The organism is Halorubrum ruber (assembly GCF_018228765.1).
Taxonomy (GTDB): Archaea; Halobacteriota; Halobacteria; order Halobacteriales; family Haloferacaceae; genus Halorubrum; species Halorubrum ruber.
In genome coordinates, this window is record NZ_CP073695.1 from 1,892,279 (window position 1) to 1,907,599 (window position 15,321).

Consider the following 15,321-nt stretch of genomic DNA (forward strand, 5'->3'; position numbering starts at 1 on the left):
CTCTATGTGTCCAATTTTCTCCGCTGATATTCGTGGCATTAAGTACATAAGGCAGTCCGACTTCTTGACGAGTAACCAGCAACCGTTCTGAACGAGCGGAGGGTTGTCTTGCGCGTCAATGACCGCGCCTGACTCCTCGAAACCTCGTTCGTCGGTGGCCGCTGGGTTCAAACAATGAAACCAAGCACTCAATCCAACGCGGACGACAGGGCAGTGAGTCCCGTCATCGGCGTCATCCTCATGGTCGCGATTACCGTCATCCTGGCGGCCGTTATCGGGACGTTCGTCCTCGGACTCGGCGATCAGTTAGGTGACACCGCGCCGCAGGCGAGCTTCTCAGTTGAGAGCGTCAACGATACCGACATCACGATCGCGAAGACAGGTGGACAATCGATCGACAAGGGAGACCTCGTCCTTTCGGTTAATGGAGAGCGGATAGACGAAACATGGAGTGGCGATGATGCGTGGGAATCCGGAGAGTCAAAATCGATAGCACATAACAGTTCTGACAATGATGGAGCTACCGTTAGGATCATCCATGATCCCAGTGGTAGCGCGATCTACGAAGACACCGTTGACATCCCGGCGTAATCAGTTACTGCTACCCCGGTAACACGCGTCAGTTTTTGAATAATTTCAGCACTACGTACTCCTTCCCCTCGTTCTCTGGCGCAACCCAAGCCCACTGTCGAACTACTGGTGTATCCCTTGATCCAATTCATTGTTAGCCAGCCGATATTCGCTTCCGACTGAATAGGATCCGTACAGGACACCGTCCTGCGGTTCGAGAGCAAGAGAACGGTCCTGTACGAAGTACCGACGGTAGATCGCAACCCACTCACACTCGACTATCCGGTCGTGGACGGACTCAAGTTCGACGTGAGCGACGAGGACGGCCGCCCGTAGGACGTGAAGGGGTCAATGGTCAACGGTGTCCGGCCGACGTTCAAGTTCTGGGAGGACCAGCACGAGACGCTTGCGGACGCTGACGGCGGCTACGCGCTCGTGTGGTACCGAGCGGAAGGGAGAGAGATAACCGTCGTGTCGTCGCGCACGGTTCGCGCTCGGGGTTTAGAGATCACGAACTGGACGAATCCCGGTGAGACGCACTATCGGAGTCACTCGCGAGAGGCACAAATTCCGACGAGTCAGCTACATCTATGATATCTCGCGATGATGCTGTTAGTCCACTTATATTTGTGGTGAAGTGAGTGATGATATTACGTACAGACGCTAGGATAACTTCACTCCGCTTGAACAGCATGACGCAGTATAGAGGCAATCAGGTTCGAATCAAATTCTCTAATATCTGGATATTCTGAATCGATTCTATCGAATGTTTTCTCTGGATTGTCTGAGGATTGTACTACTTGATTAATTATTATTAAATTGAGTATCTGAGCATACCATCCAGCGTTGAGGTTTAGACGCTCAAAATCATCTTCCATCTCCCGCTGGTAATTATCAGAATGAATCCCTAATAAAGCAAATCCCCTAGAACTTGTTCGCAACCCGCCAGTTGCCGGGTTTTTCAGGGTCCGTGGACCTGCTACGATCGGGCTACCACTCATCCCGGGATACATCATTGCGTCAGTTATGAACTTTGGATCATCTTGGAAAGGTAATCCGTAGGGTGTAGAAATTCGTGCGTTCCGGAGTAGTGGTATATACGATTGGCTATCAAGTAGTCCGTCTGGATAACCGATCACCAATACTGTATCACCGCCGGAAACCACATCATCCCCGTCCATCAACATATGTGGCGAAAAAGCCGTACTACCTGTTACTATATTTGATTCATCCCCGTTATTATTGATGTAGTCTGAAAAGTCAGACAATTTCTGATTAATTGGTATTACTGCCACGTCAATATCATTGTCCGATCCATCATTCCCACCCATTTCATACCAGTCAATTTGTGATCCCTCTTCGACCGATTTTGTGATCCAGTTTACATCTCCCAAATTATTATAACTTCTAATAAAGAATCGCACCTCGTCAGCAGGCACATTATCATCTGGTTCTAGAACATGTTTATTAGTCACTAAGTAGGTATCATCCAAAAAATTATAAAAAAATCCAGTTGCGAAATCGTCTCGATTACCGACTTTGATCATCGTAACGGTAGAGTATACCGGATTTATTGAGGCCATAGCTATCTAATATATCTGACAGCAAATAATTATTTTGGAGCCTATAATTCATACCTGCTGTATTTGACATTCCTCAAAATGATTTCTCTCGCGAAAACGGGGGTGGTACCTTAGCTGTGTGGCCTTAGCCACACCTCTAACCGCCAACCGACCCCCCGGTGTCGGTTCGGCGTCGACGAGCAGCTCGTCGAGTCCGGATCCGCGCTTGTGTTGCGGTCGAGATCGTCGCGAACCCGCCGATCGGGAGGGTCGATCATGGCGAAAACAGCCGCAAAAAGAGCCTCTGGATAGTGTTGCCACTCACGAGGGGCCGCGCTACCGGAGCGTCTGGCCCTTCCCCCACGCGCTCCGCACCGGCCGGATCTTCGGACCCGACGCGTCCCGGTAGTGCGACACCGCCTCTTTCAGCCGCTCAGGATCGCGACCCGCACCGACCCAGTACCGCTTGAGCCGCGTCACCAGCTCCGACCAGGACTCGTCGGCGAGGTTCCCCATCCGAACTCGAAGGTGTGCCTCGCGCTCGTCGATGTGGATCTCATTCGCCTAGCAGAACGCGATCAGTTCGAGCGATTCTGTGGCGTAGAGGGTCGCTACGGTAGAGTCGGCAGTAGCCGTGAAACGCTCGGTAAGTAAGTGGGCGCTACAGGATTTGAACCCGTGGCAACTTGGTCCGAAGCCAAGCACTCTGTCCAAACTGAGCTAAGCGCCCTCATCATCGTGTACTTCCGAGAGCGTGTTAAGTCCCGCGATCCCAAATCGCCGCCGCGCAGTCCGACGGTTCCGCGCCGACTCCGGCGGTCGATCGATTCGGCGACGTGACAGGTTCCCGCGATCCGGGGGTGCGGGCCCCATGGGTCGCGCCCGAATTCGGCGGCTGATCGGGTCCACGACCGCGTCGAGACGCGTCGTCGTCTCGCAAGGGGCGATCAAAAAGAATATTATTCGGAGCGGGCATGTTCAGGTAGTAGATGTGTCTTGGTCGCCCGGCCTCGCGGCCGAACGAGTGGCTCGCGCCGACGACGTCGCCCCCGAGGTGCGTCCATGTATGAGCTGACGCCGCACTTCGACGCCGAGGTCGACCCCGGGACCAACATCATGTTGACCGGCCCGCCGCTCAGCGGGAAGCGGTCCATCATGATGGACGTCCTCGCCGCGGGGACCGACCGCGACGAGGGCGCCATCGTCGTCACCACGAAGGACGGCGCCGACCGGGTGCTCCGCGACTACGAGAAGCGGACGCCCTACGAGGGGAAGCCCGTCGCGGTCGTCGACTGCGTCACCCGCCAGCAGGGCGGCGACACCCGCGAGTCCGACCGGATCAAGTACGCCTCCTCGCCGGTGGACATGACGGGGATCGGGATCAAGCTCTCCGAGTTCCTCCAGGCGTTCGGCGACCGCGGCATCGAGCGGAACCGCGTGATGGTCCACTCGCTGTCGACGCTACTGATGTACTCGGACCTCCAGACGGTGTTCCGGTTCCTCCACGTGTTCACCGGCCGCGTCCAGAGCGTCGACGGCCTCGGGCTGTACAGCATCGACTCGACGGCCCACGACGACCAGGCGATGAACACGCTCAAACAGCTGTTCGACGGGATCGTCACGGTGCCGGAGGACGGCGAGCCCGAGATCCGGCTCCCCTGAGCGGCCAGTCGACGACGGCCAGCGCCAGTTCCCGGACTGCGACGACGTGGGGTCCGCTTAATCGTGTCGAGCCCGTACGAGGAGCCATGCCCATCACCGACGACGCGGGCCTCGACCGCCTGCTCGACGCAGAGACGATAGCGGTCGTCGGCTGCTCGACGACGCCCGGAAAGGCCGCCCACGACGTGCCCGCGTACCTCCAGGAGCAGGGGTACCGGATCGTCCCCGTGAACCCGTTCGCCGACGAGGTCCTCGGCGAGCCGGCGAACGACGCGGTCGGCGACGTGGAGGAGGAGATCGACCTCGTCGACGTGTTCCGGCCTAGCGAGGAGGTGCCGGGGGTCGTCGACGACGTCCGCGAGCGCCACGCCGAACGGGGCGACGCCGGCGCGGTGTGGCTCCAGCTCGGAATCAGCCACGACGAGGCGGCCGCGGCCGCCGAGGCCGACGGGATCGACGTGGTTCAGGACCGCTGTCTCAAGGTCGAGCACGGTCGGCTGCGCGGGTAAATGTCAGCGACTTCGGTGAATCCGCGGTGATGCTGTCGACTATTTATAAATGATTAACAGCGGAGCGGCGCCGACACCTCCAAAGCCCCAGCCGGGAGGCCGGCGCACGCTCGCTGCGCTCCTCGGTCGGTCGCTCGTTTCACTCGCTCTCTCCCTGCGGTGCTTACGTCGCCTGCGCCGGCCTCCCGGCTGCCCCTTTGAGTCCCGCCCCGCACAGCACCGTAACCTCACGCCTCCCCAGCCTCGTCGGGCGCGTCCTTCGGGCTCCCTTCGGTCGCCCTCGGAGCGCCCGACTCCCTCGCGCGTGCTGCTCGGCCGCACAGCGGCCTCGCAGGCACGCGCCACCGTCCATTTATAAGTGACAGTCGCCACTCAGATCCTATTTAAATATCGCACCGCTCGCGATCACGGCGCCGCTCCCGCACCGAGATTACCCCTCCCACTCCTCGAAGCTCCGGTAGACGCCCTTCGAGAGGTAGCGCTCGGAGGAGTCGGGGAAGACGGTGACGACCGCGTCGTGCGGGGCATCGATCTCGCCGTCGCGGACGTCGCGGGCGACGCGCTTCGCCGCGATCGCGTTGGCGGCCGACGAGGAGGCGACGAGGTGGCCCTCCTCGCTCGCGAGCCGGCCCATCTCCTCGTGGACGTCGCGGTCGTCGATGGCTTGGATCTCGTCGACGAGGTCGGGGTCGAACAGCTCGTTCCGCTCGGTGTCGTGGGTGCCGATCCCCTCGGTCTTGTACTCCTCGTGGTCGACGTCCTCGCCGAGGAACTCGCGGTACGCCGAGCCGGCGGGCTCGACCGCGACGACGTGGGTGTCCGGGTCGCGCTCGCGGAAATAGCGGGCGATCCCCATCAGCGTCCCGCCGGTGCCGCAGCCGGCGACGACCGCGCCCACCTCGCCGTCGAGCGCCTCGTCGATCTCCGGCGCGGTCGTCTCGTAGTGCGCCTCCGCGTTGAGCGGGTTCGAGAACTGCTGGGGGACGACCGCGTCGTCCAGCTCCTCCGCGATCCCGTGCGCGCGGTCGATCGCGAGCCCCATCCCCTCGTCGCTCGGCGTGTTCACGACCTCGGCGCCGAGCGCGCGCATGAGCTGCTGTTTCTCCACCGAGAAGCGCTCGGGGACGACGAAGATCGCCTCCAACCCCAGCTGCTTGGCCGCGACGGCGAGCCCGATCCCGGTGTTGCCGGCGGTCGGCTCGACCACGGTGCCGCCCTCACCGACGTCGCCGCGCTCCAGCATGCGTTCGAGCATGTACTTGCCGATGCGGTCCTTGATGCTCGCACCGGGGTTGAACGACTCCAGCTTGGCGTACACCGGCACCGCGTCCGGCGCGTCGCGGACCTCGACGAGCGGCGTCTCCCCGATCGTCTCCAACACCGACGACAGGGGCTCCCGATGATCGGTCATGGCGCGGCAAACGTTGCCTCGGGATTTGTGTGTTGCCATCGCTCCCGCCGGATCCGGGGCTCCGGAGCGGCGGCAGCCCTTGCCGGAGACGGGGGTCATTGCCGGAGTTCGGGGCGGCGAGTCCGGCCGCGCGTGCGAGCCCACGCCACGGATCGAACACACTTATGGCGGTCGTCCGGCTCCGATGCTGTATGAGCGAGACCGATGCGGAGGCCGAGGTGACGGTCGTCCTGCCGGACGGATCAGAGCTGACCGTGCCGGCAGGGTCGACAGTCGAGGACGTCGCCTTCGAGATCGGCCCCGGGCTCGGTCGCGACACCGTCGCGGGGAAGATCGACGGCGAACTCGTCGAGAAGTACGCCGAGGTCGACGACGGCGATCGGATCGAGATCGTCACCGACCAGTCGGACGAGTACCTCACGGTGTTGCGCCACTCTGCGGCCCACGTGTTCGCGCAGGCGCTCCAGCGGCTCCACCCGGAGGCGACGCTGACGATCGGGCCGCCGACCGACGACGGCTTCTACTACGACGTCACCGACGTCGACGTCGACGAGGACGACCTGGCCGCCATCGAAGACGAGATGGACGAGATCATCGCGGCGGACTACGACATCGAGCGCGAGGTCCGGTCGCGCGAAGAGGCGACGGAGGTCTACGCCGACAACGAGTACAAGCGGCAGATCCTCGACGAGGAGGCCGACGGCGAGGAGGTCACCTTCTACGTCCAAGACGGCTGGGAGGACCTCTGTCAGGGCCCCCACGTCGAGTCGACCGGCGAGATCGGCGCCGCGACGCTGCTGGAGGTGTCCGCCGCCTACTGGCGCGGCGACGAGGAGAACGACTCGCTGACGCGCGTGTACGGCACCGCCTTCGCGAGCGAGTCGGACCTCGAGGAGTACCTCGAACTGCGCGAGCAGGCCCAGGAGCGCGACCACCGGAAGATCGGCCAGGAGATGAACCTCTTCTCGATCCCGACGGTGACCGGGCCGGGGCTCCCGCTGTACCACCCGCCGGGGAAGACCGTGCTGCGCGAGCTGTCCGACTTCGCGAACGAGCTCAACCGCGACCACGGCTACGAGGAGGTCGAGACGCCGCACGTGTTCCGGACGGAGCTGTGGAAGCAGTCCGGCCACTACGAGAACTACAAGGACGACATGTTCCTCCTCGACGTCAACGACGAGGAGTACGGCCTCAAGCCGATGAACTGCCCGGGCCACGCGACCATCTTCGACCAGCAGAACTGGTCGTACCGCGACCTCCCGCAGCGCTACTTCGAGAACGGGAAGGTGTACCGGAAAGAGCAGCGCGGCGAGCTGTCGGGCCTGTCGCGCGTCTGGTCGTTCACCATCGACGACGGCCACCTGTTCGTCCGGCCGGACCAGATCCGCCAAGAGATCGAGTCCGTCATCGAGATGATCTTCGAGGTCGTCGAGACGCTCGACTTAGAGGTCGAGGTCGCGCTCGCGACTCGTCCCGATAAGTCGGTCGGCGGCGACGAGATCTGGGAGTCCGCGGAGGAGCAGCTCCGCGACGTGCTCGAATCCGGCGGCTACGACTACGACGTCGAGCCGGGCGACGGCGCCTTCTACGGGCCGAAGATCGACTTCGGCTTCGAGGACGCCTTGGGCCGCGTCTGGGACGGCCCGACCGTCCAGCTGGACTTCAACATGCCCGACCGGTTCGATCTGACCTACACGGGCGAGGACAACGAGGACCACCAGCCCGTGATGATCCACCGCGCGCTGTACGGGAGCTACGAGCGCTTCTTCATGGTCCTCATCGAGCACTTCGACGGCAACTTCCCGCTGTGGCTCGCGCCCGAGCAGGTCCGCATCCTCCCCGTCTCCGACGAGACGCTCGGCTACGCCCACCGCGTGAAAAACGAACTGGAGGACGCCGGGTTCCGCGTCGAGGTCGAGGACCGCGACTGGACCGTCGGCCGCAAGATCCGCGCGGGCCACGACGACCGCCTCCCGTACATGGTGATCGTCGGCGACGACGAGCAGGAGGCGGGGACGGTCTCGGTCCGCGACCGCTTCGAGAACCAGCGCGGCGACGTCGACCTCGACGCGTTCGTCGACCACCTCGTCGACGAGCGCGACGAGAAGCGGACGGAGCCGGACTTCGTCGACGCGGAGTAGTCGGCGTTCAGGCCGGCTCGACGCCGCTGACCTCGAACCGCGCGCCCCTGTCCTCGGACTCGACCGCCCGGACCGCCCAGCCGTGCGCGTCGGCGATCTCCGCGACGATGTTCAGGCCGAATCCGGTCCCCTCGGGGTCCGTCGTGTACCCAGTCTCGAACACCTGCTCGCGCTCGGCTTCGGGGATTCCCGTCCCGTCGTCGGCGACGTAGAACCCGTCGCCGTCCGCGAGCGGCCCGACGGTGACGGTCACGTCGTCGCCGCCGTGTTCTACGGCATCGTCGGGCTCCGCCCGACTGCTCGTGGAGTTGTGCTCCACGGCGTTTCGGAACAAGTTCTCTAAAAGCTGTCTGAGCCGCGCCTCGTCGGCCGAGATTTCGAGTTCGTCGACCGCGGCGCGGAACGCTCCGCTCCCGCTGTCCGTCGTCTTCCAGGCGTCCCTCGCGAGCGCGACGAGGTCGACGGGCTCCGGGTCGTCGACGTCGTCCCCCTCCCGCGCCAGCGTGAGCAGGTCCTCGATGAGCCTTTCCATCCGCGAGAGCGACCGCTCGATCGCCTCGACGTGCTCGCTGTCGGACTCGTCGGCGAGGAGGTCGACCCGTCCCCTCGCGGCCGTGAGCGGGTTCCGGAGGTCGTGGCTCACGACGCTCGCGAACTCCTCAAGCCGGTCGCGCTCGCGTTCGAGCCGCTCGGCCGCGCGCTGCCGCTCTAACTCGTAGCTCACCCACCGCGTCAGCAGTTCCACGAACGTCCGCTGCGTGTCCGTGAACGGCTCGCCGCGCGGCGTCGTGGCGGCGAAACACAGCGTCCCGTACTGCTCCCCGTCGACCTCGACCTTCCCGCCGATGTACGTCTCGAGCCCGAAGTTCTCGTGTGCGGGGTCGCCGGCCCACCCCTCATCGGTCGCGTCGACGACCGTCAACAGCGTGTCGCGCTCGATGGTCCGCTTGCAGTACGCCTCGTCGAGCGGGCAGGTCTCGCCCGGCTGCAAGAGGGGGTGGTCGGCGTGGGAGGCCTCGACGTGTTGGGTCCCGTCCTCGATGCGGGTGACGAACCCGTTGGGCACGTCGAGGTACTCGCAGCCGAGCGCCAAGATCGCCTCGACCTTCTCCTCGAACGTGCGGTCGTGGTCCGAGGAGACCGCGTACAGCCGCTGGATTGCGCGGAGGCTCTCCCGCTGTCGCCGCTCTAAGTCGCGCCGCTCGGTGACATCCCGGAGGTAGACCGAGAGCCCCTCGTCGGACGGGAACGCGCGGGCCTCGAACCAGGTGTCTAACGGCTCGTAGTAGGAGTCGAACGAGACCGGCTCTTGGGTCGCCATGGCCCGGTGGTACTCGTCGTAGAACTCCGTCTCGGCCGACCCCGGGATCGACTCCCAGAGGTTCACGCCCTCGACCGACTCGTCCGGGCCGAGCGCGTCGTCGCTCATCGCCGACCGGAGGATCCGGCGCCCCTCCTCGTTGGCGTAGGTGACCGCCCAGTCCGCGTCGAGGGCGAAGAAGCCGTCCGCCATCCGATCGAGCACGGTTCGGAGGTCTTGGTCCGAGTCCGATCCACGCGCCGAGTCGGGCATGCGAGCGGGTACGCGGCGCGACGGTTTAGGTGCCGGGGATCCGCGGTCGAATCGGCCTCACTGACGGCGTTTCGAATCGATATGCGCTCCGTGACGCTCGGTCCGCAGGGTCGTTTTGGGCCGATCGTTCCCGGTTCCGTCGGGTTTTTCACGCCGCTGGTCCGGATCCGAGGTATGTCGAACGCCCACGCCGAGCGCGACGCCGAGGAGCGACCGCCCGAGGTCGGGGAGCTGACGCCGCCGGACCGCACGCTGATGGGCCCCGGTCCGAGCGACGTCCACCCGCGCGTGCTCAAGGCGATGAGCACGCCGCTGGTCGGCCACCTCGACCCCTCGTTCGTCGAGATCATGGACGAGGTACAGGAGCTGCTGCGCTACACGTTCCGGACGGACAACCAGTGGACGATTCCGGTGTCGGGGACGGGCTCCGCCTCGATGGAGGCCGCGATCGGCAATCTCGTCGAACCGGGCGACACGATGCTGGTCCCGACGAACGGCTACTTCGGCGGCCGGATGAAGTCGATGGCCGAGCGCGCGGGCGGCGAGGTCGTCGAAGTGGAGGCGCCGTGGGGCGAGCCGCTCGACCCCGTCGACGTTGAGCGCGCGTTCGACGCACACCAGCCCGACGTGTTCGGGTTCGTCCACGCGGAGACCTCGACGGGCGTCCTCCAGCCGGACGTCCCCGAGCTGACCGACATCGCGCACGACCACGACGCCTTCGTGATCGCCGACTGCGTCACCTCGCTGGGCGGCGTCGAGATGCGCGTCGACGAGTGGGGCGTCGACGTCGCCTACTCGGGCCCGCAGAAGTGCCTCTCGTGTCCGCCCGGCGCGAGCCCGCTCACGCTCAACGACCGCGCGATGGACAAGGTACTCGACCGCGAGGAACAGCCCCGGTCGTGGTACCTCGACCTCTCCCTCCTTGAGGGGTACTGGGGCGACGACCGCTCGTACCACCACACGGCGCCGATCACGAACGTGTACGCGCTCCGCGAGGCGCTCCGGCTCGTCGCCGAGGAGGGCATCGAGGAGCGGTGGGCGCGCCACCGCGAGGTCGCCGGCGAGCTGAAGTCGGGGCTTCAGGACCTCGGATTAGAGATGAACGCCCCCGACGAGTACTGGCTCCCGAGCCTGAACGCGGTACAGGTACCCGACGGCGTCGACGACGGCGCCGTCATCGACCATCTCTTGGAGGAGTACGACCTCGAAATCGCCTCCGGCCTCGGCGACCTCGAAGGCGACATCTGGCGGATCGGCTGTATGGGCTACTCCGCCCGGCCGAAGAACGTCGAGTACGTCCTCGCGGCGCTGGAGGACGCGCTGGCAGAGCAGGGGTTCTGAGCGGTCGCCGCGGCGCGTCTGCGGGGGTCCCGACCATCGAGGGGTTTTTTCGTGTCCGTCTCTCTCCTCGGTAAGGGTATGAACGATCTACGAACCGGACTGAGTTACGGGGACGTGCTGTTGGTCCCCCAGCGGTCGCCGGTCGACAGCCGGAGCGACGTCGACCTCTCGACGCCGCTCACGCCAAGCATCGAGCTGGAGACGCCGCTCGTCTCGGCCGCGATGGACACCGTCACGGAGGCGGCGTTGGCGATCGGCCTCTCCCGGGCCGGCGGGATCGGCGTCCTCCACCGGTTCCTCACCGTCGACGAGCAGGCGGCGCAGGTCGAGCGCGTGGTCGCGGCCGGCGAGCGCGTCGCCGCCGCGGTCGGGATTAACGAGGACTACGAGGCCCGGAGCGCCGCGCTGGTCGCGGCCGACGTGGACGCGCTCGTGGTCGACGTCGCGCACGGGCACCTCGACAGGGCGGTCGCGGCGGTCGAGGAGATCGCGGACGCGTTCCCGGAGACGGACCTGATCGCCGGCAACGTCGCCACGCCCGCCGGCGTCGAGGACCTCGCGGCCGCGGGCGCCGACTGCGTGAAGGTCGGCATCGGTCCGGGGTCGCACTGTACCACGCGGAAGGTCGCCGGCGCCGGCGTCCCGCAGCTGACCGCGGTCGACGACTGCGCGACCGCGGCCGAGGACCTAGACGTCACGATCTGCGCCGACGGCGGGATCCGCACCTCCGGGGACGCGGTGAAGGCGCTGATGGCGGGCGCCGACACGGTAATGCTCGGCAGCCTCTTCGCCGGGTCGGAGGAGGCGCCGGGTGCGGTCGTCGAAGTCGACGGGACGCGGTACAAGCGGTCGCGCGGGATGGCGACGACCGCCGCCGCCGAGGCCCGCGACGACAAGGGCGCGGACGTTGGCGCCGACGAGGGCGTCGAGGCGCTGACGCCGTACAAGGGTCCGGTCGCGACGGTCGCCGAGGAGTTCTGTCAGGGGATCCGCTCGGGGCTCTCCTACTGCGGGGGTCACACGATCGGACGCGCCCGGGAGCGGGCCGAGTTCATCCGCGTCGCCCCCGGAGCGAAGGAGCGCGAGGGGTTCCACACCGACGACGACTGGGAGGGGATCAGCGTGGACAGCGAGACGAAGCGAGTCACCGACCCGACTGCGGAATCGACCGCCGAGAGCGACGACTGAACCGCGCTCCGCGGCGGGTCCGACGGCGGAACGGCCGGTCAGGTGGCCAGTCTCAGGAACCACCTCCGCTCGGAGGCGGCGTCCGCCCGTGTGTGTCACTGCGAAGCCATCTCACGGACCGCTTTTGCCGTCCGGCGGACAGGCCGGGCACATGACCGACGCATTCGGACGCGCGATCCGCGACCACCACCGCGGCGAGCGGACGGAGCCGCTCTACCAGGGCGATGGCGAGGAGACACGCGAGCATCCGATACAGGACTTCTACTTCAGCGAATTCGACCCTGAGAGCGACGCCGGTTCGTGGCCGGCGTCGCGGCTGGAGGGCCCCCTCGTCGACCTCGGTGCCGGGGCGGGCCGGCACGCGCTGCGGTTTCAGGAGCGGTTCGAGACGGTCGCCGTCGAGCCCAGTCCGGCGCTCGTCGAGACGATGCGCGACCGCGGCGTCGCGGACGCCCGCGAGGGCGACATGTTCGCCCTCCGGGAGGCGTTCGGGCGCGACCGGTTCGCCTCCGCTCTTGCGATCGGGACGCAGGCCGGACTGGCGGGGTCGATGCGGGGGCTCTCCGCGTTCCTCGGCGATCTCGCGTTCGTAACGACGCCCGACGCGACCGCCGTCGTCGACTGCTACGATCCGGACCACCCGGCGGCCGCCGACCTGCTCGGCTACCGCGAGGACCCGACGCCGGGGCTCGCGGGCCGCGTCATGTGGTTCGAATACGACGGCAAGCGCGACCCGACGCTCCGCTTCAGGCTCTTCTCGCCGGACCGACTCCGCGAGGCGGCGATCGGAACCGGCTGGGCGGTCGACGCGGTCGACCGCGAGGGGTCGGGTGACGGCCCGCACTACCGGGCCGCGCTCCGGAAGCGGTAGGAGAGGCCCGCGGCCCTCGCTCCGCGAATCCACGCTCTACCACGCCGTCAGCGCCGCACGCCCGTGGTCGTGCGTGAGGATCGCGAGGAAGGCGAGCACGCCGGTGATCGCGAACGCGCCGCCGACGTAGAAGACGGAGCCCATGCTCACCTCGACCATCAGCCAGCCGGCGATCAGCGGCCCGGCCACGGAGCCCGGCCGCCAGACGAGTTCGCGGATACCGAAGCTGGAGGCGACGCCGCCGTCGTCGGTGCCCTCGTCGGCGAACAGCGCCATGCTCGCCGGCTCGCGGAAGGAGTCCGCGACGCCGAGCAGCCCGGAGAACGCGACGAGCGGGAGGTACGCGGGCGGCAGGTCGCCGAGGATCGGGAGCGTCACGCCGGCGCCGAGCGCGCTCCCGATGGCCGCCGAAAACGGGATCGCCATCGCGATCACGCCGTAGGCGCCGCCCCCGGCGAAGACGAACAGCGACCGGCCGTACGCGTCCGAGAGCCGCCCCGTGAACAGCTGGCCGACCATGTTGGTCGCCTTCTCGGCGGTGACGGTGACGCCGATGGCGATCCCGGTGACGCCGAGGCCGCCGGCGGCCATCTCCGTGCTGACGTAGATCGGGACCCACGTCCGCACCATCGTCACGGCGAAGGCGTACTGGGCGCGGAACGTCGTCATCGTGAGGATCCGCCGGTTGACGGCCAGGTCCGAGAACGGGAACCCCTCGACGCGCGTGTCGTCGTCGTCGAGGAAGAGCCACGTCACGGCCCACGCGGCGACCATCAACGCCGCGATGACCGCGAAGATGGGGCCGAAGCCGACCGCGTCGTACATCGCGCCGGCCGACAGCGACCCGACGATCGAGGCCGCGAAGGAGGCGGCGTTCGCCTTCCCGATCTTGTCGGCGCGCGCTCCCACGTCGGCGATCTGCCCGACCAGCGATAACGTCATCAGCCCCGTGCCGGTGACTACGAGCCCCTGGAGCGCGCGCACGAGGATGAACGACCCCGACGAGTCGACGAGCGGGAACAACGCGTACACGCCGGTGCCGACCGCGAGCACGCCGAGCAGGACGGTCCGCTTGTCGAAGCGGTCGCCCGCCCACGCCAGCGGCACCACGGCGACGGTCTGCGCGAGCGTGAACCCCGTCGTGTACATCCCGATGACGAACCCGGCCGAGACCGTGACGCCCAGCACCGTCGTCGCTTGCGGGTCGAGCGCGTTGATGTACGTCCCCAACAGGGTGATGAGCGTGATGAACCCGAACCCCTCGGCGAACCGCGTGAGGTAGAGCGCCCAGAACTGCGTTCGGCTCGCCCCGGCCGTCGCGTTGCTCACACCGGATCGGCGCGCAGCGATTTAAAAGGAATTTCGGTTCGAAGGCCGCGGCGGTGCGCGCCGAAGCTATTTGTCCGTCAGCGCCGTCGGCCCCGGACATGGGCGACCGAGCCTGCGACCGGGAGTTCTGTCCGGAGTGCGACCTCGCGGTGGCGCGCACCGACGACTCCTGTCCGGAATGCGGCGCGCCGATCGACCGCCTCGACGAGACGTCGCCCGAGCGCTGAGCCGGCGCGTTCCGCCGTCGGCGTGTCCGCCGTCGCGCGCCCCGCCATCGGCGTGTTCCACCGTCAGCACGTTCCACCGTCGGCGCGCTTTCGCGCAGTCCCGCTTCCGCCCAGTCCCGCTCTCGCCCAGTCCCGCTCACATGGTGTCGGCGTACTTGTCCCGTCGGTAGAGGTCGATCTCGTGGGCCGACGAGCCGGGCCGCGACGCGGCAAAGGCGATCGCCTCTGCGACCTCCTCCGGCTCGGTGACGCTCCCGGGCTCGAACCGCTCCTCGAACGGCTCCCCGTCCTCGCTGCCGAACTCGGTGCGGACCTCCGAGGGGTTGACCACCGAGACCGCCACGCCGTCGTCGCCGGCCTGCGCCGCGACGCTGTGGGCGAACCCGCGGATCCACCACTTCGTCGCGGCGTACACGGGGTTGAACGATCGAGGGAACTCCCCGGCGAAGCTGCCGACGGCGACGAGCGTTCCCTCGCTCTCCCGGAGGTGTGGGAGCGCCTCGCGCGTGAGAAAGAACGCCCCGTCGACGTTCGTCTCCTGCATCGCGAAGTACTCCTCGTCGGTCATCTCCGCCACGTCGCTCCCGCGGGCGAGCCCCGCGTTGACGACGGCGACGTCGAGGCCGCCGAACTCGTCGACCGCGGCCTCGACCGCCGCCGCCGACGTCGCCGACTCGCGGACGTCGCCGTCGGCGACGACCGCCTCGACGCCGTACGCCGCCCGGACGTCGTCCGCGACCGATTCGAGCGCGTCGCGCCGCCGCGCGACGAGGACGAGGTTCGCGCCGCGCTCCGCGAGCGCGTGCGCCGTCGCTTCGCCGATTCCCGAGCTCGCTCCGGTGATCACCGCCGCCGCGCCGTCGAGGTCCGTCATGGGCGTCCGATCGGCGGCGGGGCTGATAAATATCGGCGTCGCGCGCTCTCGCGCCGAGCGGAC

15 protein-coding genes and 1 tRNA gene are annotated in these 15,321 nt (G+C 66.5%); 9 read left to right on the forward strand and 7 right to left on the reverse strand.

Translation table 11 applies throughout. From position 1 onward, the window contains the following. Positions 1–174: 174 nt before the first annotated feature. Together J7656_RS09370 and J7656_RS15315 are read left to right on the forward strand one after the other, a co-directional pair. Positions 175–591, forward strand: coding sequence for a type IV pilin domain-containing protein (locus tag J7656_RS09370; RefSeq protein WP_211553126.1), 417 nt, complete (start codon positions 175–177; stop codon positions 589–591). A gap of 318 nt (positions 592–909) precedes the next feature. Then, positions 910–1,164 carry a PD-(D/E)XK family putative nuclease gene (locus J7656_RS15315; protein WP_484494410.1) on the forward strand — a complete coding sequence of 85 codons (255 nt, stop codon included), beginning with the start codon at positions 910–912 and terminating at the stop codon, positions 1,162–1,164. An 80-nt stretch (positions 1,165–1,244) separates the two neighbouring features. Here the strand turns inward: J7656_RS15315 and J7656_RS09375 are convergent, their stop codons facing one another. From J7656_RS09375 to J7656_RS09385, 3 genes are all read right to left on the reverse strand, one after another. After that, positions 1,245–2,153 (reverse strand): S1 family peptidase, encoded by a 909-nt coding sequence (locus tag J7656_RS09375; RefSeq protein ID WP_211553128.1) that lies wholly within the window; start codon positions 2,151–2,153, stop codon positions 1,245–1,247. A 315-nt stretch (positions 2,154–2,468) separates the two neighbouring features. Next, positions 2,469–2,648, reverse strand: a complete 180-nt coding sequence (locus tag J7656_RS09380) for a hypothetical protein (protein WP_004596006.1) — start codon at positions 2,646–2,648, stop codon at positions 2,469–2,471. Positions 2,649–2,787: 139 nt separating this feature from the next. Continuing rightward, positions 2,788–2,862 (reverse strand) — tRNA-Arg (locus tag J7656_RS09385). A 332-nt stretch (positions 2,863–3,194) separates the two neighbouring features. On the opposite strand from J7656_RS09385, the gene J7656_RS09390 reads away from it, so the two are divergent. Together J7656_RS09390 and J7656_RS09395 are read left to right on the forward strand one after the other, a co-directional pair. Beyond that, a complete protein-coding gene (locus J7656_RS09390; RefSeq protein WP_017343136.1) occupies positions 3,195–3,794 on the forward strand; it encodes an RAD55 family ATPase in 600 nt (199 codons plus the stop codon). Between the two features lie 86 nt (positions 3,795–3,880). Further along, a complete protein-coding gene (locus tag J7656_RS09395; protein WP_211553130.1) occupies positions 3,881–4,303 on the forward strand; it encodes a CoA-binding protein in 423 nt (140 codons plus the stop codon). 430 nt (positions 4,304–4,733) lie between these two features. Here J7656_RS09395 and J7656_RS09400 read toward each other — a convergent pair whose 3' ends face one another. Next, the gene (locus tag J7656_RS09400) at positions 4,734–5,714 is read right to left on the reverse strand and encodes a PLP-dependent cysteine synthase family protein (RefSeq protein ID WP_211553132.1); all 981 of its coding nucleotides are present in this window, start codon (positions 5,712–5,714) and stop codon (positions 4,734–4,736) included. A gap of 164 nt (positions 5,715–5,878) precedes the next feature. Here J7656_RS09400 and thrS point away from each other — a divergent pair, with 164 nt between their 5' ends. Next, positions 5,879–7,855, forward strand: coding sequence for a threonine--tRNA ligase (thrS, locus tag J7656_RS09405; RefSeq protein WP_026046210.1), 1,977 nt, complete (start codon positions 5,879–5,881; stop codon positions 7,853–7,855). A 7-nt stretch (positions 7,856–7,862) separates the two neighbouring features. On the opposite strand, the gene J7656_RS09410 is transcribed toward thrS, so the two are convergent. Continuing rightward, entirely contained in the window at positions 7,863–9,428 is a 1,566-nt protein-coding gene (locus J7656_RS09410; protein ID WP_211553134.1) for an ATP-binding protein, read from the reverse strand. Positions 9,429–9,602: 174 nt separating this feature from the next. Here J7656_RS09410 and J7656_RS09415 point away from each other — a divergent pair, with 174 nt between their 5' ends. The 3 genes from J7656_RS09415 (at position 9,603) to J7656_RS09425 (ending at position 12,828) form a co-directional block, all read left to right on the forward strand. Beyond that, entirely contained in the window at positions 9,603–10,769 is a 1,167-nt protein-coding gene (locus tag J7656_RS09415) for a pyridoxal-phosphate-dependent aminotransferase family protein (RefSeq protein WP_017343131.1), read from the forward strand. 78 nt (positions 10,770–10,847) lie between these two features. Further along, positions 10,848–11,957 (forward strand): guanosine monophosphate reductase, encoded by a 1,110-nt coding sequence (locus J7656_RS09420; protein ID WP_017343130.1) that lies wholly within the window; start codon positions 10,848–10,850, stop codon positions 11,955–11,957. A gap of 151 nt (positions 11,958–12,108) precedes the next feature. Next, positions 12,109–12,828, forward strand: a complete 720-nt coding sequence (locus tag J7656_RS09425) for a class I SAM-dependent methyltransferase (protein ID WP_211553136.1) — start codon at positions 12,109–12,111, stop codon at positions 12,826–12,828. A gap of 36 nt (positions 12,829–12,864) precedes the next feature. On the opposite strand, the gene J7656_RS09430 is transcribed toward J7656_RS09425, so the two are convergent. Then, positions 12,865–14,157, reverse strand: a complete 1,293-nt coding sequence (locus J7656_RS09430; protein ID WP_211553138.1) for an MFS transporter — start codon at positions 14,155–14,157, stop codon at positions 12,865–12,867. 98 nt (positions 14,158–14,255) lie between these two features. Between J7656_RS09430 and J7656_RS15085 the strand changes: the two genes are divergently transcribed. Next, positions 14,256–14,384, forward strand: a complete 129-nt coding sequence (locus J7656_RS15085; RefSeq protein WP_017343127.1) for a hypothetical protein — start codon at positions 14,256–14,258, stop codon at positions 14,382–14,384. A 136-nt stretch (positions 14,385–14,520) separates the two neighbouring features. Here the strand turns inward: J7656_RS15085 and J7656_RS09435 are convergent, their stop codons facing one another. Further along, positions 14,521–15,258, reverse strand: coding sequence for an SDR family oxidoreductase (locus J7656_RS09435; protein WP_017343126.1), 738 nt, complete (start codon positions 15,256–15,258; stop codon positions 14,521–14,523). Between the last annotated feature and the right edge of the window lie 63 nt (positions 15,259–15,321).

What these genes read in the sequence shown, in the direction of transcription:
- J7656_RS09370 (WP_211553126.1), top strand. Translation starts at nt 175, where the DNA reads ATGAAACCAAGCACTCAATCCAACGCGGACGACAGGGCAGTGAGTCCC.
- J7656_RS09375 (WP_211553128.1), bottom strand. Translation starts at nt 2,153, where the DNA reads ATGGCCTCAATAAATCCGGTATACTCTACCGTTACGATGATCAAAGTC.
- J7656_RS09380 (WP_004596006.1), bottom strand. Translation starts at nt 2,648, where the DNA reads ATGGGGAACCTCGCCGACGAGTCCTGGTCGGAGCTGGTGACGCGGCTC.
- J7656_RS09390 (WP_017343136.1), top strand. Translation starts at nt 3,195, where the DNA reads ATGTATGAGCTGACGCCGCACTTCGACGCCGAGGTCGACCCCGGGACC.
- J7656_RS09395 (WP_211553130.1), top strand. Translation starts at nt 3,881, where the DNA reads ATGCCCATCACCGACGACGCGGGCCTCGACCGCCTGCTCGACGCAGAG.
- J7656_RS09400 (WP_211553132.1), bottom strand. Translation starts at nt 5,714, where the DNA reads ATGACCGATCATCGGGAGCCCCTGTCGTCGGTGTTGGAGACGATCGGG.
- thrS (WP_026046210.1), top strand. Translation starts at nt 5,879, where the DNA reads ATGGCGGTCGTCCGGCTCCGATGCTGTATGAGCGAGACCGATGCGGAG.
- J7656_RS09410 (WP_211553134.1), bottom strand. Translation starts at nt 9,428, where the DNA reads ATGCCCGACTCGGCGCGTGGATCGGACTCGGACCAAGACCTCCGAACC.
- J7656_RS09415 (WP_017343131.1), top strand. Translation starts at nt 9,603, where the DNA reads ATGTCGAACGCCCACGCCGAGCGCGACGCCGAGGAGCGACCGCCCGAG.
- J7656_RS09420 (WP_017343130.1), top strand. Translation starts at nt 10,848, where the DNA reads ATGAACGATCTACGAACCGGACTGAGTTACGGGGACGTGCTGTTGGTC.
- J7656_RS09425 (WP_211553136.1), top strand. Translation starts at nt 12,109, where the DNA reads ATGACCGACGCATTCGGACGCGCGATCCGCGACCACCACCGCGGCGAG.
- J7656_RS15085 (WP_017343127.1), top strand. Translation starts at nt 14,256, where the DNA reads ATGGGCGACCGAGCCTGCGACCGGGAGTTCTGTCCGGAGTGCGACCTC.
- J7656_RS09435 (WP_017343126.1), bottom strand. Translation starts at nt 15,258, where the DNA reads ATGACGGACCTCGACGGCGCGGCGGCGGTGATCACCGGAGCGAGCTCG.